This is a genomic window from Phytoactinopolyspora limicola (assembly GCF_011320225.1).
GTDB classification, from domain to species: Bacteria; Actinomycetota; Actinomycetes; order Jiangellales; family Jiangellaceae; genus Phytoactinopolyspora; species Phytoactinopolyspora limicola.
In genome coordinates this window covers 44,535-67,113 of the sequence record NZ_JAAOEN010000006.1, presented here as the reverse complement: position 1 = coordinate 67,113, position 22,579 = coordinate 44,535, and the positions used below count along the sequence as shown (strand labels likewise).

22 protein-coding genes are annotated in these 22,579 nt (G+C 66.9%); 3 read left to right on the top strand and 19 right to left on the bottom strand.

Annotation, left to right across the window (positions count from 1 at the left end):
• The first annotated feature begins 102 nt into the window (after positions 1-102).
• A complete protein-coding gene (pepN, locus tag G8760_RS15950; protein ID WP_166352890.1) occupies positions 103-2,661 on the top strand; it encodes an aminopeptidase N in 2,559 nt (852 codons plus the stop codon).
• Positions 2,662-2,808: 147 nt separating this feature from the next.
• On the opposite strand, the gene G8760_RS15945 is transcribed toward pepN, so the two are convergent.
• Positions 2,809-3,744 (bottom strand): aldo/keto reductase, encoded by a 936-nt coding sequence (locus G8760_RS15945; protein ID WP_166353310.1) that lies wholly within the window; start codon positions 3,742-3,744, stop codon positions 2,809-2,811.
• A gap of 249 nt (positions 3,745-3,993) precedes the next feature.
• Positions 3,994-5,727, bottom strand: coding sequence for a molybdopterin-dependent oxidoreductase (locus tag G8760_RS15940; RefSeq protein WP_207782417.1), 1,734 nt, complete (start codon positions 5,725-5,727; stop codon positions 3,994-3,996).
• A gap of 181 nt (positions 5,728-5,908) precedes the next feature.
• Between G8760_RS15940 and G8760_RS15935 the strand changes: the two genes are divergently transcribed.
• A complete protein-coding gene (locus G8760_RS15935; protein WP_207782416.1) occupies positions 5,909-6,640 on the top strand; it encodes a B3/B4 domain-containing protein in 732 nt (243 codons plus the stop codon).
• A gap of 44 nt (positions 6,641-6,684) precedes the next feature.
• Here the strand turns inward: G8760_RS15935 and rdgB are convergent, their stop codons facing one another.
• The 7 genes from rdgB to G8760_RS15900 form a co-directional block, all read right to left on the bottom strand.
• Positions 6,685-7,302: an RdgB/HAM1 family non-canonical purine NTP pyrophosphatase gene (rdgB, locus tag G8760_RS15930; protein ID WP_166352888.1), complete on the bottom strand. Its 618-nt coding sequence runs from the start codon at positions 7,300-7,302 to the stop codon at positions 6,685-6,687.
• Positions 7,299-8,021, bottom strand: coding sequence for a ribonuclease PH (rph, locus tag G8760_RS15925; RefSeq protein WP_166352886.1), 723 nt, complete (start codon positions 8,019-8,021; stop codon positions 7,299-7,301). Before rph ends, rdgB begins: the two co-directional genes overlap by 4 nt.
• Before the next feature lie 813 nt (positions 8,022-8,834).
• Positions 8,835-9,617, bottom strand: a complete 783-nt coding sequence (locus tag G8760_RS15920) for an ABC transporter ATP-binding protein (protein WP_166352884.1) — start codon at positions 9,615-9,617, stop codon at positions 8,835-8,837.
• Entirely contained in the window at positions 9,614-10,474 is an 861-nt protein-coding gene (locus tag G8760_RS15915; RefSeq protein WP_207782415.1) for an ABC transporter ATP-binding protein, read from the bottom strand. The genes G8760_RS15920 and G8760_RS15915 overlap by 4 nt, the downstream gene beginning before the upstream one ends.
• On the bottom strand, positions 10,471-11,376 hold the full coding sequence (locus G8760_RS15910) for an ABC transporter permease (protein ID WP_207782414.1): 906 nt from the start codon (positions 11,374-11,376) through the stop codon (positions 10,471-10,473). Before G8760_RS15910 ends, G8760_RS15915 begins: the two co-directional genes overlap by 4 nt.
• Positions 11,373-12,443, bottom strand: coding sequence for an ABC transporter permease (locus tag G8760_RS15905; RefSeq protein ID WP_166352881.1), 1,071 nt, complete (start codon positions 12,441-12,443; stop codon positions 11,373-11,375). The genes G8760_RS15910 and G8760_RS15905 overlap by 4 nt, the downstream gene beginning before the upstream one ends.
• A gap of 9 nt (positions 12,444-12,452) precedes the next feature.
• The gene (locus tag G8760_RS15900) at positions 12,453-14,048 is read right to left on the bottom strand and encodes an ABC transporter substrate-binding protein (protein WP_166352879.1); all 1,596 of its coding nucleotides are present in this window, start codon (positions 14,046-14,048) and stop codon (positions 12,453-12,455) included.
• Positions 14,049-14,222: 174 nt separating this feature from the next.
• Here G8760_RS15900 and G8760_RS15895 point away from each other — a divergent pair, with 174 nt between their 5' ends.
• The gene (locus G8760_RS15895) at positions 14,223-14,795 is read left to right on the top strand and encodes an Lrp/AsnC family transcriptional regulator (protein WP_166352877.1); all 573 of its coding nucleotides are present in this window, start codon (positions 14,223-14,225) and stop codon (positions 14,793-14,795) included.
• Positions 14,796-14,804: 9 nt separating this feature from the next.
• Here the strand turns inward: G8760_RS15895 and G8760_RS15890 are convergent, their stop codons facing one another.
• From G8760_RS15890 to G8760_RS15845, 10 genes are all read right to left on the bottom strand, one after another.
• Entirely contained in the window at positions 14,805-15,209 is a 405-nt protein-coding gene (locus G8760_RS15890; RefSeq protein WP_166352875.1) for an avidin-fold protein, read from the bottom strand.
• Positions 15,210-15,401: 192 nt separating this feature from the next.
• Positions 15,402-16,175 (bottom strand): PIG-L deacetylase family protein, encoded by a 774-nt coding sequence (locus G8760_RS15885; protein WP_166352873.1) that lies wholly within the window; start codon positions 16,173-16,175, stop codon positions 15,402-15,404.
• Positions 16,150-16,905, bottom strand: a complete 756-nt coding sequence (locus G8760_RS15880) for an MBL fold metallo-hydrolase (protein ID WP_166352870.1) — start codon at positions 16,903-16,905, stop codon at positions 16,150-16,152. The genes G8760_RS15885 and G8760_RS15880 overlap by 26 nt, the downstream gene beginning before the upstream one ends.
• Positions 16,906-16,930: 25 nt before the next feature.
• The gene (gene murI, locus G8760_RS15875; protein WP_166352868.1) at positions 16,931-17,809 is read right to left on the bottom strand and encodes a glutamate racemase; all 879 of its coding nucleotides are present in this window, start codon (positions 17,807-17,809) and stop codon (positions 16,931-16,933) included.
• Positions 17,810-17,902: 93 nt separating this feature from the next.
• Entirely contained in the window at positions 17,903-18,850 is a 948-nt protein-coding gene (locus G8760_RS15870) for a PLP-dependent cysteine synthase family protein (protein ID WP_166352866.1), read from the bottom strand.
• Positions 18,851-18,866: 16 nt separating this feature from the next.
• Positions 18,867-19,142 carry a MoaD family protein gene (locus G8760_RS15865; protein ID WP_166352864.1) on the bottom strand — a complete coding sequence of 92 codons (276 nt, stop codon included), beginning with the start codon at positions 19,140-19,142 and terminating at the stop codon, positions 18,867-18,869.
• A 158-nt stretch (positions 19,143-19,300) separates the two neighbouring features.
• Complete coding sequence (locus tag G8760_RS15860; protein WP_166353300.1) at positions 19,301-19,714, bottom strand: Mov34/MPN/PAD-1 family protein; 414 nt, start codon at positions 19,712-19,714, stop codon at positions 19,301-19,303.
• Between the two features lie 37 nt (positions 19,715-19,751).
• On the bottom strand, positions 19,752-20,621 hold the full coding sequence (locus G8760_RS15855; protein ID WP_166352862.1) for an RNA polymerase sigma-70 factor: 870 nt from the start codon (positions 20,619-20,621) through the stop codon (positions 19,752-19,754).
• A gap of 59 nt (positions 20,622-20,680) precedes the next feature.
• A complete protein-coding gene (locus G8760_RS15850) occupies positions 20,681-21,124 on the bottom strand; it encodes a carboxymuconolactone decarboxylase family protein (protein ID WP_207782411.1) in 444 nt (147 codons plus the stop codon).
• A gap of 96 nt (positions 21,125-21,220) precedes the next feature.
• Complete coding sequence (locus tag G8760_RS15845; RefSeq protein ID WP_207782410.1) at positions 21,221-22,564, bottom strand: GGDEF domain-containing protein; 1,344 nt, start codon at positions 22,562-22,564, stop codon at positions 21,221-21,223.
• Positions 22,565-22,579: the final 15 nt, after the last annotated feature.

Sequence of the window (22,579 nt, the reverse complement as noted above, 5' to 3'; positions counted from 1 at the left end):
ACCGTCAAGATTCCCGCCCAACGGGGTGAACCACTCACCATGGACGGCACCGACCCGCCCTCATTACCCCCCACAGGTGCCGACTTCTGCCAGGATCGATGCATGACTGGCACGAACCTCACTCGGGACGAAGTTCGCGATCGGGCCGCACACGTCGATGGCTCGTCGATCAGCTATGCCGTAGAACTCGATCTCACCGGCGGTGACACCACCTACCGGTCCACCACAACCGTTCGGTTCAAGGCGGAGAAGGGGGCCTCTACCTGGCTCGATCTCATCGCCCCCACCGTGCACGAGATCACCCTCAACGGCTCCTCGCTCGATCCCGCGCAGGTGTATGACGGTGCGCGGGTCGAGTTGCCGAAGCTCCCCCGCGGCAACGAGGTGACGGTCGTCGCCGACGCCTCCTACATGCGCACCGGCGAGGGCCTGCACCGATTCGTGGACCCGGTGGACGACGAGGTCTACCTCTACTCCCAGTTCGAGGTGGCCGACGCACGTCGGGTATTCGCCTGCTTCGACCAACCCGACCTGAAAGCCACGTTCACCTTCACCGTCGACGCACCGGAGCATTGGGTACTCGTGTCGAACTCACCTGCGGCCGAGGTGACCGTGGTGCGCGACGGGGTTCGCAGGTGGCGCTTCGCCGAGACGCCGGTACTCTCGCCCTACGTCGCCGCCCTCGTGGCCGGTCCCTACCACGAGGTCCGCGACGAGTACGTGGGACATACCGGCACGGTGCCGCTCGGACTGTTCTGCCGACGTTCCCTCGCCGAGCACCTCGACACCGACGAACTGTTCGACGTCACCAAACGCGGGTTCGCCTTCTTCGAGGACGTCTTCGGCCTGCCCTACCCGTTTGCCAAATACGACCAACTGTTCGTGCCCGAGTTCAACGCCGGGGCGATGGAGAACGCCGGCGCGGTCACCATCCGCGACGACTACGTCTTCCGCAGCCGCGTCACCGACGCCGCCTACCAGCTACGTGCCGAGACCATGCTGCACGAGCTGGCCCACATGTGGTTCGGCGACCTCGTCACGATGACCTGGTGGGACGACCTATGGCTGAACGAGTCCTTCGCCACCTGGGCGAGCATGCTGGCGCTGAGCGAGGCCACTCGCTGGGAAGAGGCGTGGACGACGTTCGCCGTCTCGGAGAAACTCTGGGCGCTACGCCAGGATCAGCTCCCGTCGACCCATCCGATCTCGGCGGACATCGGTGATCTCGACGACGTCGAGCTGAACTTCGACGGCATCACCTACGCCAAGGGAGCCAGCGTGCTCAAACAGCTGGTCGCGTGGGTGGGGCGGGAGCAATTCCTCGACGGAGTTCAGGCGTACTTCACCGAGCACGCCTGGGGCAACACCACCCTGTCCGACCTGTTCGGACACCTCGAGGAGAAAAGCGGGCGCGACCTGTCGACCTGGGGCCAGCAATGGCTACAACGCGCCGGGGTCAACACTCTGCGACCCTCGATAACCATGAACGGCGACGGCACCTACGCCTCCGTCGTGATCGAACAGACCGCCGACCCCGACCACCCCACGCTACGTGCACACCGAGCCGCCATCGGCCTGTACGACATCGGCGACGACGGCCGGCTCACCCGCCGCGACCGGGTGGAGCTCGACATCGCCGGCGAACGGACCCCCGTCCCCGAGCTGACCGGGGTACGCCGCCCGGACGTGCTGCTCGTCAACGACGACGACCTCACGTTCGCGAAGGTCCGGCTGGACGAGCCGTCCCGGCGGGCCGTCGGCCAGTCCATCGCCACGCTGCCGTCGTTACCCCGGGCCTTGTGCTGGACAGCGCTGACCGACATGCTGCGCGACGCGGAGCTGCCCACCCGCGAGTACGTCGAGTTGGTGTTGAGCGGCATCGAAAGCGAAACCGTCATCTCCGTCGTCCAGCACGTTCTCGCCACGGCCCGCACCGCCATCACGTTGTACGCCGACCCGGCGGAGCGGATCCGGCTCTCGGCCCGGTGGGTCACCGGGCTGCGTGAACTGGCCGGTTCGGCCGAAGCGGGCAGCGACGCCCAGCTCGCGTTCACCCGGGCATGGGCGTCGTCGGTCGCCAGCGACGAACACGCCGCCGAGCTGCGGGCTCTGCTGGACGGCGACGACGACACCCTGCCCGGCTTGATGGTCGACACCGACCTACGCTGGCATCTGCTGCAGAGACTGGTGGTCATCGGTCAGGCCGGTGACGAGCACATCGACGCGGAGCTGGCCCGCGACAACACCGCCACGGGTGAACGGCAAGCCACCTACGCCCGTGCCGCCCGGCCCACGGAGCAGGCCAAACTCGACGCCTGGCTGAACGCGGTGGAAACTGACGAGCTGCCCAACGCTTTGCTCACCGCCACCGTCCGTGGCTTCGCCCACCCGGAGCAGCGTCATCTACTCCTCCCCTACGTCGACCACTACATCGAGGCAGTGCCGCAGGTGTGGGCGGAGCGCACCCAAGACTCCGCCCACACCGTCGTCGAGGGGTTGTTCCCGCGGGTGTTGGCTGATGCCAGCACGGCGTCCCGGATCCGGCAGTGGCTCGAGGCTGCAGAGCTGCCGGCTCCGGCCCGGCGGATCGTCGTCGAAGGACTAGCCGACCTTGACCGTGCGTTGCGGGCGCAAGCCTGCGACCGCGACGCCGCCCCCTAACCCCACCCTCCGTGATCGTTAGCGGTTTTCCGCCCCCACTGCCGGTGATCGTTGCCGGGATCGTGCTGCCAGGGCAGCAATTTTCCGGCAACGATCACCGAGCTGGAGGGCGGAAAACCGCTAACGATCACCGGGGATAGCCGAGCATCACGAGGATGACAGGGCCTCCAGAGCGGCGAGGTCTTCAGCGCTGGGCCGCCACGCCCCGGCTCGGGCGTTGGCCTCGATCTGCTCGGGTTTGGTCGCCCCAGCGATGACGGAGCTGACCGCGGGCATCGCCGCCAAACCACCGATGGCGACGTCGAGGATACCGAGGCCGCGGTCGGCCGCGAACTGCTCCAACGCCTCGATCCGGTCGAAATCGGCGTGCTGTAGGCGATTGGCCTGCGCCGCCAGCCGGGATCCTTCCGGTGCCGGCTCGCCTCGCTTGTACTTCCCGGTGAGCAGACCGAACTCGAGGGGGAAGAACGGCAGGATTCCCACCCCGGCTTGCTCGGCGGCGGGCACAAGCTCCTCCTCCGCGGCGCGGTCGTAGAGCGAGTACTTGTTCTGGGCGCTGATGAACCGCTCGAAACCGCTGGACCGCGCCACCCAGTCGGCGTCGACCAGCTGCCAAGCGGCGAAGTTCGACGACCCTACGTAGCGGACCTTACCTTCGGCGACCAGCTCGTTGAGCGCACCAAGGGTTTCCTCGATGGGAGTACGTGGGTCCGGGGTGTGCATCTGGTAGAGGTCGATCCAGTCGGTGCCGAGCCGGCGCAGGCTCGCCTCGACGGCGGTGCGGATGTAGCGGCGGGAACCGCGGACCCCCCAATCAGGGCCGTTGGCGCCTTCCATGTCCATGCCAAACTTGGTGGCGACGATCACCTCGTCCCGGCGCTGGCCTAGAGCCTTGCCGAGCAGCGTCTCACTTTCTCCGTCGCCGTACACGTCGGCGGTGTCGAACAGGGTGATCCCGTGGTCGATGGCAGCGGCGACGACGGAGTTGGTGGTGTCCGCGTCGATGCGGGCGCCGAACGCGTTGCACCCGACGCCGACGACCGACACAGTTAATCCCGACTCGCCCAGCTGGCGGTATCGCATCTCAGTCACGCTTCCTGACCTTACCCGTCCAACGCTGCTGACTCACCCACCCTGCCTGCCGTTCTTCCCCAACCGCCCCCACTTCACCCGACGCCGCCCGCCCCCACTTCACCCGACACCGCCCGCCGACTCAATTCACCGACTTCGCTACCGCCAGATGGCCTTCGGAACGTTCCGGGGCCCGATACGCCGTGTGGCGGTAGCGAAGTCGCTACCCACGGGGAGGCGACGCCGCCCCATACCGAGGTGTCAGGCCACCGTGACCGTCACCCGGTGCCAGCCGGTGGCGCCGTCCGGCGCGGGTGGGGCGATGGCGCCGGTCTGCTCCTCGCCGTCGGCGGTGATCGCCCTGACCTCCACGACGTGCTCGCCGGGAGCGGCGTCCCACGTGTATACCCATTGCCGCCAGGTATCGTCACTCGGCACGGTGCCAAGGTCGGCCAGCTGCCACGGCCCCTCGTCCACCCGCACCTCCACGGCCTCGATGCCGCGGTGCTGCGCCCACGCCGTCCCGGCCACGGCCACCTGCCCCGAGGCGACCGTCGCACCGTCGGCGGGTACCTCGACGCGGGAGGACACCTTGATCGGGCCACGCTCCGCCCAGCCACGCGTCGTCCAATATGCCTGGAACTGGTCGAACCTGGTCACCGCCAGGTCCACTACCCATTTCGTCGCACTGACGTACCCATAGAGGCCGGGCACCACCATGCGCACCGGGAAGCCGTGCTCCACGGGCAGCGGCTCGCCGTTCATCGCCACCGCGAGCAACGCGTCGCGGCCGTCGGTCAAGGCGTCCAGGGGTGTTCCACAGGTCCATCCGTCATGCGACGTGGAATGCACCGCGTCGGCGTCGCGGTTTGGGCCCGCCAACAACAACACGTCGCGCAACGGCACGCCGGTCCACAGGGCATTCCCGACCAGATCACCGCCTACCTGGTTGGACACACAGGTCAAGGTCACCCAGCGGTCGACCAAACCCATATCTAGCAGCTCGTCGTAGCTGAGTTCCAACTCGCGCTCCACCATGCCGTGTACGCGCAGGCGCCATTCATCCGGCTGGATCAGCGGCAACCGGAAGGCGGTGTCGATCCGGTAGAACTCGGCGTTGGGTGTACGCCACGGGTCCGCGCCGGAGACGTCGAGATCCGCACCAGGCGGCACGTCCGCCCGGGGCAGCTCGACGTCGACGGCGAGTTCGTCCCGGGCTGCCTCCACACCACTGCGATCACCGGCGATCCACCGTCCAACCGCGCCCGCGCCGGCAGCCAACGCAGCCACGCTTCCGGCGGCGCGCAAGAACAGGCGCCGGCTCGGATCCGCCACATCTTGACCGGCAGGTCCGCCGCCATCGCGTCGTTCGGCATTCTCGCGGACTTCACGAACGTCGGTGGCCTGGCGGGTCTCGGCACCGTCGACTGGGAGTTCGTCGCGCGGCGTTCGGGACCCGGGTCCAACCGGTGCGGCTCGCCGGACGAGCCAGCCCAGCACCGGCACCGCGACTCCCCCGCCGACCAGCATGGGCACCACATCTATGCCCGTCGTGTCCGGGCGGCCGGCGACGATGACGACGGCAACCGCCGCCAGGACACCGGCCACCGTCAGCCCAGCCGGTCTGGACCGGGCGGTGAGCACACCGATCCCAGCACCGGCGACGGCAAGCACAACAGCCATCCCAATGCCGAGCGCCAGCTTGTCCGCGGTACCGAACCAGTCGATGGCCTGATCGGCCAGCCAGCCGGGAACGACGTCGATGAACCAGTCGCCGACGGCGCCGACCGGCGACGCACCGGGACGGCCCATTACACCGGTCAGCAGTTCGGCTGCACCGATACCCGCGCCCAGCGCGAGCACGCCGGCGATCGCACCCCGGCCGGTCAGGCTGGCCCCGCGGCGCACCGCTGCGCGGGCGGCGGGACCGGGACCGGGGCCGGGGCCGGGGCCGGGGCCGGGGCTGGGTGCCGACTCACTCGGACGCTTGCTCACACCTCGATGATGCGCCGCCGGCGGTCAACTCTGTAGCCAGCGGGCCTGATCGTCATCACCTTTTAAGAAACAGGCACACCGCCAGGTGCTGGATCCGAGGACGGGAGCCGCACTCTGGCCTAGTCAAGCCGGTGCCGGGTGGCTCTTCTCGGTACGCGAGGCGTCGGGCATCGTCAGAGGGATGACTACGGTTGATCCATCTCTGCATATCTTCGAACACTCCTCCGTCGTCTGGACTGCCCACCCCGAGCTGGTGCCGGGCGCGCTCTACGTCTCCGGTGTCGATGCCGATGCCGACGTCGACGTCACTGTCCAGCGCTTCGTCGAGATGGCCCGCGCCCGCCTCGCCGTGACAGCGGAGAGCGAGTTTCCCGAAGTCCAGGCGTGGCGACGCACCTTCTCCCGCATGGGGCTGAAACCCACGCAATACCGTTGCGCGGCCGAGGCCTTGCTCAGGCGGCTAAGGCGGGAAGACACACTTCCGCGATTGCATCCGCTGGTGGACCTCTGCAACGCGATTTCCGTCGCCTTCGCTGTCCCGGTGGCGGCGCTCGACGCGTCGAAGATCACCAACCACCTGGTAGTGCGGCCCGCCGTCGGCAACGAGACCTATCAGACCTTCACCGGCGAGACGGAGCATCCCGATCCAGGTGAGGTGATCTTCGCCGATCGGGACGGCCGGTCCCACGCGCGCCGCTGGACGAACCGGCAGAGCGGCCACTCGGCCGTGCGTGCCTCGACCACTGACGCACTGATCGTCGCCGAGGCGATGCACGAGTCCGCGCCGGGCGACATCGACAAGCTCATGGTCGCCATCGCCGACGGGATCGACGCGGGCTGGCAGGCAACGGTTAGTCCGCACGCGGTGCTCACCGCGTCCGCCCCCCGATTCACCTTTCTCCCCTCCCCATGATCATTGGCTTTTGACTACCGGATCCGGTAGTCAAAAGCCAATGATCATGGGGAGGGGGTGCGAGCTAGCTGGTCGGCGAGCAACCGGAACGCCCGGCCACGGTGGCTGATGGCGTCCTTCTCCGCCGCTGTCATCTCCGCCGTGGTCCGCGAGTCGCCATCGGGCACGAATATCGGGTCGTAGCCGAAGCCGCCCTGTCCCCTCGGCTCGCGGATCAACCGGCCAACACTGCGGCCCTCCTGGACAAGCTCCTTGCCCGTGGCCTCCACATAGGCGGCCACACACACAAACGCCGCACCCCGGTGCTCGTCAGGAACGTCGCGCACCTGAGCGAGCAGCAGATCGAGATTGGCGGCGTCGTCGCCGTGCCGCCCGCACCATCGCCCGGAGAACACACCAGGCATTCCGTTCATCGCGTCGACGCTGATACCGGAGTCGTCAGCCAGCGCCGGCAAACCCGTCGCCGCGGCCACTGTCCGCGCCTTGAGCAGTGCGTTGTCGGCGAAGGTCAGGCCCGACTCGACGACGTCGTCCACGTCCGGGAAGTCGGCGACACCCACCAGGTCGACCGGAAGTCCGGCCTCGGCCAAGATACGACGGATTTCCACCACCTTGTGTTCGTTGCGGGTCGCCAAGACCACCTTGCGGGTTGCCGCGCTCACGACTCCAACGCCTTCCTCTGCAGGTCAGTGAGCCGGGAACAGCCGGATTCGGCCAGGCGTAGCAACTCGTCGAGCTCAGCGCGGGCAAACGGCGCACCCTCGGCCGTGCCCTGCACCTCGATGTATGTGCCGGCGCCCGTCATCACGACGTTCATGTCGGTCTCGGCGCGTACGTCTTCCTCATAGTTCAGATCCAACAACGGCGTACCGTCGACGACGCCCACCGAGATCGCCGCGATCGCATCGAGCAGAACAGTCTCACCCGCCAGCAGTCCGCGTTGACGAAGCCAGTCCACCGCGTCATGAAGGGCGATGTAGGCGCCGGTGATGGCCGCTGTTCGGGTGCCACCGTCGGCCTGGAGAACATCGCAGTCGACGACGAGAGTGTTCTCGCCCAGGGTGGACATGTCGACGATCCCCCGCAGTGACCGGCCAATCAACCGCGAGATTTCATGGGTACGCCCGCCCAACCGCCCCTTGACCGACTCCCGGTCCGAGCGGGTGTTGGTGGAGCGAGGCAACATGGAATACTCGGCGGTCACCCACCCCTGGCCGGAGCCCTTACGCCAGCGCGGCACCCCCTCCGTCGCCGATACCGCGCAGAGCACCCGCGTCTGACCGAACTCGACGAGTACCGAACCTTCGGCATGGGCAAGCCAGCCTCGAGTGAAGCGAACCTGGCGGAGTTCATCGGCGCTGCGGCCGTCCAATCGACTCATGACGCCGAGGCTATCGGCCCGCCCGGGACGCCGCCGCACCCGGGACATGCCGCCCACGATCCGATGCTCACCTGATCTCCGATATGTCACCTGATCGTTCCTCAGTGTGAGCCTGCTGGCTCAGAGTTGCGGATAGACGGCGTCTGAGGTGGCCCATCCGCAATTCTGAGCCAGCAGGCTCATGCTCGCAGAGGTGGCGACGAACGCACGGCACGCCGAGCACTTCCCCAAATGCGACATATCGGGCGCTCTGGCAGTGCTGCCGGCGCGCCATGCCCAACCCAAACCCCACGCGCCGTGCTCGAACACCGGAAGCCGAGGCGGGTGTAGCAGGAGCGGCATCCACCTGCTGCCACCGTGTCGACGCCCGAGACAAACCTCCCTGTGGATCAGATGCACCAACCCACGGGCAAGTCCCGGTTCTTGCATCCGAACGGATGACGATCCCGGCGCCCCCCAAGACCCGACAATGGGTCCACGCTGCACATGGTGCGCGCCCCGGGTCGTCTCTATTGTCGCCTGATCGTTCATGCGACGGCGATCAGGTGCACCGACGACGGCCCGACGCTCGTGGCTGCATCTGATCGCGTCTCACCATGTAGATAGGGATTGGATCAGATGTACGTGTCGACGTCACCTGTCGATACGTACATCTGATCCATTCGAGGCTCGCTGGGTGAGACGCGATCAGATGCAGGGTGCCTCCCCGGAGCGCCGTCACAACCGTAGGACGTGCGCCTGATCGCTGCGGCCAGAACGATCAGGTGACATATCGGAGATCAGGTGCACACGGGGTGGCGGGCTGGGTGGGAGCTAGGAGCCGGGGAGGCGACCGAGACCGTCCACCGCGGGGATCGCCGCCAGCAGCCGCCGGGTGTACTCGGCTTGCGGCTGCGCCCATACCCGGTCTACGGGTCCGGCTTCGACGATCCGCCCGGCGCTCATCACCGCCACGTCGTCGGCGACCACCCGGACCACCGACAGGTCATGGCTGATGAACAGCAACCCGGCACCGCTGGCCAGCGCCAGCCGGCGCATCAGCTGGGCGATGGTCGCCTGCAGAGAGGCGTCCAACGAGGCGATCGGCTCGTCCCCGATCAACACGTCGGGCCCGGCGGCCAGGGCTCGGGCGATGGCGATGCGTTGGCGTTGGCCACCGGAGAGCTGGTGCGGGTACCGGGCTGCCCAGGACGGCTCCAGTTCGACCCCCGTCAGGAGGTCCGCTACGGTCCATGCCGACTGGTCGGGGTTGACCCGTAGCCCGTCTTCGATCTGTCGGCCGACGGTCCGGCGCGGGTTGAGGGAGGCGTAGGGGTTCTGGAACACCATCTGGATGCGCATCGCGTGGGGATCACGACGACGCAGCCCCAGTCGGCGGATCGGCTCACCCCGGAAGGTGATGGTGCCAGCGTCGACCGGCACCAGGCCACATACCGCTTTCGCGATGGTCGACTTGCCACAGCCCGATTCGCCGACCAAGCCGAGCACGCGACCGCCGTCGAGGCTCAGGCTGACCCCTTGGACAGCGGACAGCCGTCCACGGCCGGGCTGCCGATAGGAAACGTGGACGTCGTTGAGCTCGAGTAGAGCGTTCATACACTCCCCTCCGACCCAGGTAGCCGAGCAGCATCAGCCCCATCAGCGCAACGCCCACCGGCCGAAGCCCCGTCTGCGGCCGGCAAGGCGTCGATCAGCGACCGGGTATAGGGGTCCTGCGGAGCGGTGATCACCTGGTAGCGGTCACCTAGTTCGACGATCCGGCCGTCTTTCATGACGGCGATCCGGTCCGCCAGCGACGACATCACTCCGAGGTCATGGGTGATCAGAAGCACGGCCAGGCCGAGGTCGTCGCACAGCCCCCGCAGCAGCCGCAGCAGTTCGGCCTGCACGGTGACGTCCAGCGCGGTGGTGGGTTCGTCGGCGATCAGCACCGACGGCCCGCACATCAGCGCCCCGGCGATCGCGACCCGTTGCAGCTGGCCACCGGAGAATTGGTGGGGGTATTTGTGGAGCGCGATCTCGGGTTCGGGTACCTGGACCTTGGTGAGCATCTCGACGGCGCGGTCCTTCGCCTCCCGTTTCGATGCACCCGTGTGGGAGCGGTAGTGGTCGGTGAGCTGGCCGCCGATGCTCAGCATGGGGTGCAGGCTGGCGGTGGGGTCCTGGAAGACCATCGCGATGCGCGCTCCGCGGTAGGCATTGAGCTGCCTGGCGCTGAGCGTTAGCAGGTCGGTGCCTTCGAAGAGGATCTGCCCGCTGGCTCGGGCGGTAGTCGGCAGCAGCCCCATGACGGACATGCCGGTGATGGTCTTGCCGGATCCTGACTCGCCGGCCAGGCCGGTGACCTGTCCGCGGGGAACGTCGAGGTCGATGCCGTGCAGGATGGTCGTCCCGGCGTCGCGCCCGATGACAACCCGCAGGGAGCGGATGTGCAACCCGCCGTCGCCGGTCACAGCGCCCGCCCTTTCACCGTTTGGGCCGTGTGCGGGTCTAGTGAGTCGCGGAGCACGTCGCCGAGCATGTTGAAGGCGAGCACGATACTCATGATGGCCAGTCCGGGGAATCCGGCGATCCACCACGACGAGAACTGCTGGATGCCGTCGGAGACCATGGCGCCCCACTCCGGCGTCGGCGGAACCGCGCCCAACCCCAGGAACGACAGTCCGGACAGCAGCAGGATGGCGGTGCCGATGTCCAGGGTGGCGAGGACGACGACGGGGGCCGCGACATTGGGCATGACGTCCTTGGTCAGGGACGTGAAGGGGCCGTTGCCCAGCAACCGGCCGGCCACGACGTATTCCGCCTCCCGGGCGCTGAGCACCAGTGACCGAGTGACGCGGGCGTACGGGGGCCACGAGACGACCAGGATCGCGATGACGGCGTTGCGCAGGCTCGGTCCGAGCGCGGCGGCGATCACCATCGCGAGGATGATGGTCGGGAAGGCGAAGACGAGGTCGGCGACGCGCATGATGACTTCGTCGACCACCCGGCCGAAGTAGCCTGCGATGGCCCCGAGCACGGCGCCCACCACGAGGCTCGCGGACACCAGCAGCGCGGCCACCGGGATCGACATGCGTGCTCCGTGCAGCACCCTGGAGAACACGTCTCGCCCCACCTGGTCGGTGCCGAACCAGTGCTCGGCGCTGGGCGCCGTGAGCCGCTCGAACGATTGCTCGGTGGGCCCCGCGGGGCTGATCCACGGCGCCAGGATCATCACGGCGACCCAGATGGTGATGATCGCCAGCGCGACGATCGCCAGCGGGCTGCGCAGGGCTGCGGGTATCCGGCGCCGGCGGGTCGAAGGCACCATCACCGGTGGGGCCGAAGGAGTCGGCGTGCCGTCGGCGGTGGTCATGACACTCTCACCCGTGGGTCGATGAGTCCGTACAGAAGGTCGACGATGAAGTTCAGGCCGATGTACACCATGCCGACGACGAGGCCAACCCCCATGATGGCGGGCAGATCGAGACGGGTCGCGGCCGCGTAGGAGTACTGCCCGATGCCGTTCCACGAGAAGATGATCTCGACGAGCACGGTGCCGGACAGCAGCGATCCGAACGCCATTCCCAGGACCGTGATGATGGGCACGAGGGAACCCCGCAGCACGTAGCGGGTGACGACGGTGCGCGCCGGCAGCCCTTTGGCGCGGGCAGCCCGCACGTAGTCCTGGTCGAGGATCTCCAGCACGGCTGAGCGGGCGAATCTGGTGAGGAGCCCGACGGTGTACAGGCCGAGCACCGACGCCGGCAGCACGAGGTGGCTCAACGCGTCCCAGAAGGCGGGCAGATCACCGGCGAGCAACGAGTCGACGGTGTAGAGGCCGGTGACGTCGGGCGGCGGCGTCAGCGTCGGGGACAGCCGGCCCGATCCTGGGAAGATGCCGAGCTGGAAGAAGAACACGTAGTAGACGACGAGGGCCAGCCAGAACAGCGGAATGGAGATGCCAACCGTGCTGACCAGGCGGATGACCTGGTCGATGATGGTGCGCCGCTTCAGCGCCGCCCAGAGCCCGAGGCCGATACCCAGCACCGCGGACACGACGATGGCGGCCAGGGCGAGTTCGATGGTTGCCGGCGCGGCCCGGCCGAGTTCGTCCGCGACGGGCTGGCGGGTCTGCTGGGAGGTGCCGAGGTCACCTTGGAGGACGTTGCTGAGGTAGGTGAAGTACTGGACCGGCAGGGGATCGTCGAGCCCGGCCCGTTCCCGGTAGGCGGCGACGATCTCGGGGTTGGCGGCGGCCTGCTCACCTAGCACGGCCTGGACCGGGTCGGCGGGGATCAGGTTGGTGAGGATGAACGTGGTGAGGGTGACCCCGAACAGCAGCAGAACCGTGATGCCGGCGCGCACGACGAGGTACCGCGCCAGGGGGTGTCCTCCTCCCCCTGGCGCGGTCGCCGTCGTGGTGCTCGTGTCCTGGGCCACCAGCGCCCGCTACCGGGTCTTTCCGAGGTCGATGGTCCAGACCGGGTTGAGCGAGATCGACTCGATGGAGGTGGCGGTGGCGACGTTCTGGGCCGGCTGAAGCAGCGGAATGAAGGGGCCGCTGGCGTTCTGTGCGACCTGTAGCTCCTGGTAGGCGGTGGCACGTTCGTCGTCGCCGGTGGCGACCCGGGCTGCCTGGGCGAGGTCGGCGACGGTGGGATCGTCGTCGACGGTCCAGCCGGCCCGCAGGCCGACCAGCTCGCCGGGGGTGAAGGCGAGGTAGTTCGACGCGTCGGGGAAGTCCGGCCCCCAGTACCAGAGTCCGAATTCGACGGTGCCGCCGCGGTAGGCGTCCAGTTCGGTCGCCACCGGCGCCGGCGCGAGGGTGACGTTGATGCCGACCTCACCGAGCTGCGCCTGCACAGACTCGGCGATGCTCTGCAACGACATTCCTTGCACGGTGATGTCGTTGGGGAACCCGAGGGTCACCTGCTCACCGGAGTAGCCGGAGGCGTCCAGGGCGGCCTGGGCGGCGTCGAGGTCGCGCTGGTTGCCGGCGCCCGCGTCGAGTGCGCCGTTGAACAGCGACGGGATGAACCCGCCGGGCCGCACGGCACCTTCGCCGGCAAGATCGACGATGGAGTCGTAGTTGATGGCGAGTTTGGCGGCCTCGAGGAAGTCGGGATCGCTGGTGACCGTGCTGACCTCGTCGTCCTGGTTGAGGAACAGGAAGATGACGAAACGCGAGGCGCTGGCGATGACGTTGACGCTGTCGGCGTCGAGCTGAGCGACCTGGTCGGGGTTGAGGTCCAGAGCGATGTGCGACTCACCGGCCTGCACGTTCAGCCGCTGTGTCTCACCCTCGACGTTACGCAGCACCACCCGGCCGTAGGCGGGTGCCTCACCCGAGTATTCGGGGTTGGCGGTGAACACGACCTGCGACGCGGCGTCGAAGGAGTCAAGGATGTACGGACCCGATCCGGCCGACTCGCCGTTGAGGAATGCCTCGGCGGCGTCGCTCTCGTCCGTGCTGCCGCCGTTGGCCTCGACGACGTCTTGGTTGAGCACGCTCAACGTCGGGTTGGGCAGGATGAACGGCAGCGCCGGGTAGGGCTCGTCGGACGTGAGCGTGAGAGTGGTGTCCGACGTCTTCTCGACAGTGACACCGTCGAGCAGGAACGACGGGTTGCCCATCATGCCTTGCACCCGCTGGAGTGAGAACACGGCGTCGTCGACGGTGACCTCGCTGCCGTCGGAGAAGGTGTGCCCCTCGTTCATCGTGAGCGTCAGCACGCGGTCGTCGTCGGACATCTCGTAGCTGGCCAGGCCGTCGACCGGTTGGGTGACGTCGTCGCCGTCGAACGTCAACAGGGTTTCATACAGCGCTTTGGTGACGATCGAGCCGGTGGTTTCGTACTGCCGGCCCGGGTCAGCCGTCTTGAGGTCGAAGGAGGCGTCGACGACGAGCGTCCGAGCGCTGCTGTCGTCGCCCCCGGCATCGTTCGACGAGTCGTCGTTCGACGAGCCGCCGCAACCAACCAGGGTGAGCGCGGCCGCCAGAGCGACGACCAAGGCGCTCGGCGCGCGCCGGGTGAGCTGTGGCACGGGGTGCTCCTTCACCTTCGGGACAAGACAAGCTTGAATTAAGCCATTGCACTGGGCAGAATGCAACTTCGTACTCGAAACGAGGAACAAATGTCCAGCACGACGCCGGACATCGACGAAATTTCTCCTTCAGGGCTCACGTGGATCGTGAACCCTGGACAGTTGGGAGCACACATGCGGCTGGACGCGACCCACCTTCGGATGCTCGAGGCGCTCCGCGAGGACGGGCGGATCTCCATCGCCGCCCTCGCGGAGAAGCTGAATATCTCCCGCTCGAACGCCTACACCCGCTACGAGAGCCTCCAGGAGGCCGGTGTACTCCGCGGCGTCCACGCGGCCGTCGACCCAGCCGCCGTGGGTCTCGGGGTGGCCGCGCTCGTCTTCGTCACGCTGCATCAGACCGAATGGGCCGACTTCCGGGCTCGGCTGCCGCAACTCGACGAGTTGGAGTACCTCGCCGTCACCACCGGTGAACACGACGCGATGCTGCTCGTGCGCGCCCAAGACGTGTCGGCGGTCCATACACTCGTCGTCACGCGGCTGGCGCAATGGCCGTCGATCAAGGCCACCGAGACGGTGTTCCTCATGGACGAGGAACATTTCCCGGTATCGCTACAGATGCGTGGTGCGGACTCGGAGCCGGAGCCGGACGGCACCACGGGTGAACGGTACGGGATGACCCGGTTCGTCCGTACCAGCGACGACCGCTCCCTCCAGGTGGCGCCACGCCGGCAACCGCGACCGTGACGACCCCGGTCAACGGCTGGCCGATGTCTCCTGCGCTACCGCCACCTCGCGGCACACGCTCACGTGCGCCGCACCGTCAGGTCCGGTGAAGTCCTCGGTGAGCTGCAACAACCCGTCGGCGCTGAGGTCGATCCGGGAACGCGCACTCCCCCGGATGGTTTCGCCGTCCCGGTTCCGATGGACGAAGGCGATGTCGACGACGTCGTCGCGTCGTGCGCCGCAGAATCGCCCGAGGTCCACGGTGTCGCCGGAGTAGTGGCCCCACAGCACACCACCGGACTCGTAGTAGGTGAAACGGGTCGGGGCGACAGGGTCGACGCGGCTCGACGTGGAGGACACCATGTCGAAGACGCGGCCCTGGAGGTTGAATCGATCCGGTACGGCGGACCGTTCTTGGTCATCGGGTTGAAACATGCCGGCCAGTCTGAGTGGCGCCCCAACCGGCGTCAAACCCACACCAGGACGTCCACGGCACGCCCGGTCGATGACGCCGTGGCGAGACGATCCGCCGGCCCAACCCTGACATCGGGTCGTTCCGTCCGCTCCCCCGTTGTCCCCATGATCATTGGCTTTTGACTACCGGATCCGGTAGTCAAAAGCCAATGATCATGGGGACAAGACCTCGAATGGGACGGCGTACTGGCAGCCGAGCCGGATTCCGGCCTGCCGGGCGATCTCCTCGAGGAAGTCGGTCGGGTCGCCGCCCTCACCCAGACCATCGATGTACTCGCGGTGCGCATGCAACGACTGCATCCCGACCTCGAAGGTGTCGCTCGTATCGACGGCGTGCCGACTGTCCGGCGACCCGGCCATCCATACCTCGCGCACACCACCCCACGGCTCGAGCCCGTCGTCGAGGAGGTCCCGGAACACCCACCGGTTGCCGGCGTCGCGGACCCCGTCGAGCACGGCCCGCCCAACAGCGATGTGGTCGGCCTGGTTCAGAAAGCCAGCGCCATACGTCTCCCGATGGTTGCCGGTGACGACGATGTCAGGGCGGTGCCGACGGACCGCGCGGGCCAGCTCTCGACGCAACGGAAGACCGTATTCGATAGTGCCATCGGGGAACCCGAGGAACTCAACGACGTCCACTCCGACGATCTCGGCCGCGGCTCGCTGCTCGCCTTCCCGCAGCGGCCCGGCCTCCTCCGGCGGGATCGCGTCGATGCCGGCCTCACCGCTGGTCACCATGGTGTAGATGACGGACTTGCCTTGTCTGGTCCAGCGCGCGACCGCCGCCGCACCGCCATATTCGATGTCGTCGGGGTGTGGCGCGATGAACAACGCCCGGTCCCAGTCTTCACGTAGAGGCTCGTAGGTGAGCGGAGTGTCGTCAGCCACGGAAATTCCCCTCTCAAAGCTCCCAGACCGCACCCGCATGGGCGGCCTCCACCGGCCCGTCGAAGGCGGTCCGTGCCTCGGCCGCGGCTTCGTCGGGGTCACCCCACGGCGGCACATGGGTGACAACCAGCCGCCGAGCTCCAGCCGCCCGAGCGTGCTGCCCGGCTTCGACCCCGGTCAGGTGTAGGTCGGGCGGGTGGTCTCCGCCGTCGCGGAACGACGCTTCGCACAGTAACAGGTCCGCGTCCCGCGCCAGGTCGATCAAGGCTTGCGCCGGGCCGGTGTCTCCGGAGTAGACCAGCGATCGACCCTCGTGCTCGATACGGATGGCGTAGGCGTCGACGGGATGCCGGACCCTGGTGGTACTCACCCGCAACGGGCCGATGTGGAACGCGTCGTCGGAGTAGGTACGGAAGTCGAACTCCGTGGACATACCCGGATCCGGGTTCTCACCGAACGCTATGGCCAGCCGTTCAGCCGTGTGGTCGGGTCCCCACACGGGCACCCGGCGCCCGGCATGCACTGGTCCGTATCGCAGCGCGACGTAGTAGCCGCACAGATCGATGTAGTGATCAGGGTGCAGATGGCTGATCAGGATCGCATCGATGCTGCCGAGCCCGTCGGCACCGACGTGGTCCTGCAACGCACCGAGTGCCCCGTTGCCGAGATCGAGCACGAGGCGGACGCCGCCGGCTTCCACCACATAACACGACGCCGGCGACGACGGCCCAGGGAGTGAGCCCGAGCAGCCCAGTACCGTGAGTCTCATACCGGCACCTCCCGCCGCGACCAGATCACGACCCCACCACCTCACGCTGGACGACCGGGATCTCGGAGGTCTCCTCGACGTCGGCGATGTCCGGGCCGAGGAACCGGCGGGCCAGCTCGCTGAACGGGCGCGGATCGCCGGTAGAGCGGAATCGGTGCCGTGGTGGCGGCAACATGTCCGACCGCATCAACTCGTGGGTGGCCAACACCCGGTAGACGTCTTTGGCGGTCTCCTCGGCGCTGCTGACCAGGGTCACCTCTTGACCCATCACGTACGAGATCACCCCGGTGAGCATCGGGTAGTGGGTGCAACCGAGTACGAGGGTGTCGACGCCGGCCGCACGGACCGGTTCGAGGTAGTCGCGAGCGACCTGCTCCAGCTCCGAGCCGTGCGTGATGCCCCGCTCGACGAACTCCACGAATCGAGGGCAGGCCTGAGACGTGATACGCAGGTGCGGGGCGGCCGCGAAGGAATCCTCGTATGCTTTCGAGTTGACCGTCGCGCGGGTTCCGATCACTCCGATGTGGCCCTGACGCGTCGCGGCGACCGCCCGCCGAACGGCTGGCTGGATCACTTCGACGACGGGCACGTCGTAGCGTTCTCGGGCGTCGCGCAGCATTGCGCTACTCGCCGTATTGCAGGCGATGACCAGCATCTTCACACCCGCGTCGACGAGTGTGTCCAGGACGCGGAGGGCGTAGGCGCGGACCTGGGCGATCGGCTGCGGGCCGTACGGTGTGCGCGCGGTGTCGCCGACGTAGAGGATCGACTCGTGCGGAAGCTGGTCCAGGACGGCCCGCGCCACTGTCAGTCCGCCCACTCCGCTGTCGAAGATCCCGATCGGCGCGTCGTTGGCCGGTGGTCCGCCACCATCGGGTACGGCGTTGCTGGCTCGCTCGTTCATCGCTCCAAGAGCGTACGCGCTCAGGCGCGCCGTGCACGGCAAAAGTGTTGAACGCCACGCCCCCGTCGGCACGACCCCACGCATCGAGCGGGCTCACGCCCAGAGTTGACCCTCGAGCCGGTCCTCGGCCTCGTCCAGCGTGCCTTCGTAGGCGCCCGTCGACAGGTACTTCCAGCCACCGTCGGCCACGATGAACGCGATATCCGCGGAAGCTCCCGCCGCCATCGCCTTACGCCCGATGCCTAGTGCCGCGTGGAGCACCGCTCCGGTGGAGATGCCGGCGAAGATTCCCTCCAACTCCAGGAGCTCCCGTGTCCGTTTGACCGCGTCTCGCGGGCCGACGGAGAACCGGGAGGTCAAAACCGACTCGTCATAGAGTTCGGGAACGAAACCTTCATCGAGGTTGCGCAGACCATAGACGAGTTCGCCGTACCGCGGCTCGGCCGCGATGATCTGCACACCGGGAACTTTCTCCCGCAGATACCGCCCGACCCCCATCAGCGTGCCGGTGGTGCCCAGCCCCGCCACGAAGTGGGTGATCTCCGGGAGGTCTTCGAGCAACTCCGGACCGGTGGTCTCGTAATGTGCCGCCGCATTACTCGGGTTGCCGTACTGGTACAGCATGACCCAGTCGGGGTGTTCAGCAGCCAAGCCTTTCGCGACGCGGACCGCCTCGTTCGAGCCACCGGCCGCGGGCGAAGAGATGATCTCCGCGCCCCACATCCGTAGCAGCTGACGGCGCTCTTCCGACGTGTTCTCGGGCATGACGCAGATCAACCGGTAACCCTTGAGCTTGGCCGCCATGGCAAGCGAGATGCCGGTGTTGCCCGAGGTGGGCTCCAGGATGGTGCTACCTGCCTGAAGCGTGCCATCCGCCTCCGCCGCCTCGATCATTCGCAGCGCTGGGCGATCCTTGACCGAGCCCGTGGGGTTGTGGTCTTCCAGCTTCGCCCATAGCCGCACCTCAGGCGACGGCGACAACCGGGGCAGCCCGACCAGCGGAGTATGGCCCAGCGAAGCAAGCAGCGACTCGTACCGCATCGAGGACGTGTCCGGCTCAGGCGCCGCCGGCGACGGCGGGCAGGACCGTGACCGAATCCGCGTCGGACAGCGAGGTCTTGAGCCCGTCGAGGAAACGGACGTCCTCGTCGTTGACGTAGATGTTGACGAAGCGGCGCAGCTCACCGTTCTCGATGAGCCGGTCTCGCAGGCCCTCGTGCCGCGACTCGAGGTCGTCGATCAGCGCGGACAGCGTGTCGCCACCACCTTCGACGACTTTGGCGCCGCCGGTGTACTGGCGCAGGATCGTGGGGATGCGGACCTCGACGGCCATCGACTCTAGCTCCCAGTGGTCTCAGTTAGCTCTCACGACATCGGTCACCTGGCGCAACACGTGCGACGCTCACATCATTCCCGGTGCCGATGGTGCGACGCGCGACCCCGTCCACGCGCTGGTCTTCGCACCAGGGTACCGGCGCGGCTAGCGGCAGACTAGATGATCTTCACTTCCTCTTCGGTCACCTGGCCGTCGACGATCCGGAACGAGCGGAAATCGGCGTCATGCTCGTCCCGCGTCGATACGAGCACATAGTGGGCGTTCGGCTCGGCCGCGATGGACACGTCGGTCCGCGACGGATACGCCTCGGTGGCGGTGTGCGAATGGTAGATCACGACGGGTTCCTCGTCGCGACTCTCCATCTCCCGGTACAGGCGCAAGAGGTCCATCGAGTCGAACTCGTAGAACGTCGGCGAACGCGCCGCGTTGAGCATAGGAATGAACCGCTCCGGACGGTCCGAGCCGGCCGGGCCAGCCACCACCCCACACGCCTCGTCCGGATGGTCCCGACGGGCGTGTTCGATGATGGCGTCGACGATGTCCTGGCGGATGGTCAGCACGCCGGACAGCATACGAGACCCGACGCGGCCCGCCCATCGCCTGTGCTCAACGCGGCTCGGGTATCGCCGTCAGCTTGTCCGGGTTCGACACCACGAAAATACCGCTGATCAGCCCGTCGCCGACGGCAAACGCCACGGCATGCGTCTGGCTGGTCAACCGGACCACCGCGCCGGGAGCCCCGTTCAATTCGACCAACGTGACATCCATCTCTTGCTGCGGCCTGCTGTAGATACCGGCGATGAAACGGCTCACTCGATCAGCGCCCACAACGGGGTTACGCGCCGCCGTGACCTTTCCACCCCCGTCGGACCATATGACGACGTCGTGGTGCAAGACCTCACGCAAACCGGGTAGGTCGCCATGCCGCGCCGCGTCGAGTAGCCGTTCCAGCAGCCGCGCATGCTCACGGCGGCCGGGCGAGAACCGCGGCCGATCTCGTTCCAGGTGCTTCGATGCTCGCCTGTATAGCTGGCGGCAGTGATCGGGGCTGCGCTCCACCGTCTCGGCGATCTCGGCGTAGGAAAGCTCGAAACCTTCCCGAAGGACGAACACCGCCCGCTCAACCGGATCGAGCCGTTCCATCAGGTGGAGCGTCGCCATCGCCAACGACGCCCGCTTCATCACCGTGTCCAGCGGATCGAACAACGACGACTCCGCGGTCGGGACCGGCTCCGGTAGCCACTGCCCGACATACACCTCTCGTTCAACACGAACCCGGAGCCGGTCGATGGCCAGCCGGGTCGCGATCCGGGACAGATAACGGCGCGGCTCGCGGACCGCCGTTCGGTCCGCGCTCAGCCACCGTAGGTAGGTGTCCTGCACAGCGTCCTCTGCTTCGGCGACGCTGCCGAGCATGCGGTAGGCGATGCCGAACAGCATGGGCCGATGCGCCTGGAAGTCTTCCAGGGCAGCCATCGCGCCAGCATCGACATCCGGCGGGGCGCCCGCCTGCCCAGCAGTGTGGACAGCGGGCCTCACGCCACGTCGGGCAGTGACTTCCGGGTCGGCACGGCGATGCGATTCCACATGTTGATTGTGCCAATCGCCAGCAACAAGTCCGCCAGCTCACGTTTCGACCAGACCTTGGCCGCTTGGTCCCACACCTCGTCCGAGACACCCTCGGAGCCGAGTTCGGTGACCGCGTCGGTCAGAGCTAGCGCCGCCCGTTCCCGCTCGGAGAAGAACGGCGCCTCACGCCAGGCGGCCACCGCGAACAGCCGACGGCTGTCCTCGCCCGCTTTCAACGCATCCGTACTGTGCATGTCGACGCAGAAGGCGCATCCATTGATCATCGAGGCGCGCAGCTTGACGAGTTCGAGCACCGTGTGATCGACGTTCGCCCGAACGTAGGTCTCCACGGCGAAAACCTTCTGCAAGCCCTCGGGAACAACCTCAGCGAGATCCATCCGCTCGGTCATCAGACTCTCCTGTCGCTATCGGTGACGTTCTTCACCAATGACGACAGCGACGAATCCGCTCAACGTGACAACCCATCACGTGATGTACATCACGACCTAATCGCCCTTCTCATATGTCACCTCATGGGCTTCGCCATGCGGCCTGACACTCGAAGGAGTCGATGGCGGCTGCTCCTCGCGGAACTCTTCCGGCTCGACCGGTGCCCGTTCCGGGTCGACCGGTGCCCGGCTAATCGGACTGACTCGGACGGTGTTACGCCCGCTGTTCTTCGCTTCGTATAGCGCCGAGTCTGCCGCCAGGAGCAGGTCGTCAAGTGTGGTGATGCCCTGAGCTGGGTACACGGCAGCCCCGATGGAGGCCGTTACGTGGATCGGCTCATCCGACGGGACGCCTCCCTCGGGGGTGAGCGCAATCGACTCGATTCGCAACCGGATCCGCTCAGCGACGCGCCGAAGATTGGCCTCACTTCCGACATCCCGTAAGACGACGGTGAACTCCTCACCACCCCAACGGCCACAGGCGTCGTCGTCGCGGATCTCCGCCCGCAGCTCGGCAGCCACGGCTCGGAGAACATCGTCACCAAACGGATGGCCATAGGTGTCATTGATCGACTTGAAGTGATCCAGGTCGACCATCAACACGCCCATCTTTGCCTCGCGGTCTCGCGTACGCGCCATCGTTTGCTCAGCGAACTCGTGCCACCAACCGGCCGAGGCAAGGCCAGTCTTCGTGTCCTGCCGCGCAGCCTTTCGATACTGATCCACCAGAGAACTGCGGTGCAATGCCACTACACCAACGACGACCGCAGGCAACACAAACGGGTTCGCCAGGACAATGACGGCTATCGCGACACCAAGTGCGTACGCGCCCGCCTCCAACGACTGATCGCTGAAGCTCGAAAATAGTTCGCGCACACGCACCGACGGATCAGATAGGGCGATCGCCGCCATCACCATGCCGGCATTGACCGCCCATCGCAATAGGGCAGCGGCGGCTATAACTCCGAAGTCGGCCAGTCCAGCAAGCGGGGTGCTTGCAGGCGCGCCTGGATAGCTACTCATACCATTGGCGAGCACGAACGCCGCGGCGAAGCTGCCCAGCAACACAGTCGAGTTGGTGAAGATCCACCGATGAAGCAGGCCCCGGCCAGCTATCGGATAGACGCGCCCCCAAGCGATAGAACTGATGAGGACCATCGCTGTAGCGAGCGGCAACGGCAACACTATTAGGGCCGCGAAAGTCCACGCCGCCCTGGTGTCGACGTACGCCACCTTGCTGTTCCGCGAGTACTCACGTTTACGTTCAATGTGCTGAATGAGCACGATGTTGACCAACGCGCACCCTACGAGCACCGCGAGACGCCCAAGATCACCAACGTCAAACGGGACGAGGAATGCGGTCGTAATCGCCAGCAGCAGCGCCACAGAGTTGGCAGACAAGACATAGATGATCAG

Coding starts and splice junctions, on each gene's coding strand:
- pepN (WP_166352890.1), top strand. CDS start 103: ATGACTGGCACGAACCTCACTCGGGACGAAGTTCGCGATCGGGCCGCA.
- G8760_RS15945 (WP_166353310.1), bottom strand. CDS start 3,744: ATGCGATACCGCCAGCTGGGCGAGTCGGGATTAACTGTGTCGGTCGTC.
- G8760_RS15935 (WP_207782416.1), top strand. CDS start 5,909: ATGACTACGGTTGATCCATCTCTGCATATCTTCGAACACTCCTCCGTC.
- rph (WP_166352886.1), bottom strand. CDS start 8,021: ATGAGTCGATTGGACGGCCGCAGCGCCGATGAACTCCGCCAGGTTCGC.
- G8760_RS15920 (WP_166352884.1), bottom strand. CDS start 9,617: ATGAACGCTCTACTCGAGCTCAACGACGTCCACGTTTCCTATCGGCAG.
- G8760_RS15910 (WP_207782414.1), bottom strand. CDS start 11,376: ATGACCACCGCCGACGGCACGCCGACTCCTTCGGCCCCACCGGTGATG.
- G8760_RS15895 (WP_166352877.1), top strand. CDS start 14,223: ATGCGGCTGGACGCGACCCACCTTCGGATGCTCGAGGCGCTCCGCGAG.
- G8760_RS15890 (WP_166352875.1), bottom strand. CDS start 15,209: ATGTTTCAACCCGATGACCAAGAACGGTCCGCCGTACCGGATCGATTC.
- G8760_RS15885 (WP_166352873.1), bottom strand. CDS start 16,175: ATGCGGGTGCGGTCTGGGAGCTTTGAGAGGGGAATTTCCGTGGCTGAC.
- G8760_RS15880 (WP_166352870.1), bottom strand. CDS start 16,905: ATGAGACTCACGGTACTGGGCTGCTCGGGCTCACTCCCTGGGCCGTCG.
- murI (WP_166352868.1), bottom strand. CDS start 17,809: ATGAACGAGCGAGCCAGCAACGCCGTACCCGATGGTGGCGGACCACCG.
- G8760_RS15870 (WP_166352866.1), bottom strand. CDS start 18,850: ATGCGGTACGAGTCGCTGCTTGCTTCGCTGGGCCATACTCCGCTGGTC.
- G8760_RS15865 (WP_166352864.1), bottom strand. CDS start 19,142: ATGGCCGTCGAGGTCCGCATCCCCACGATCCTGCGCCAGTACACCGGC.
- G8760_RS15855 (WP_166352862.1), bottom strand. CDS start 20,621: ATGGCTGCCCTGGAAGACTTCCAGGCGCATCGGCCCATGCTGTTCGGC.
- G8760_RS15850 (WP_207782411.1), bottom strand. CDS start 21,124: ATGACCGAGCGGATGGATCTCGCTGAGGTTGTTCCCGAGGGCTTGCAG.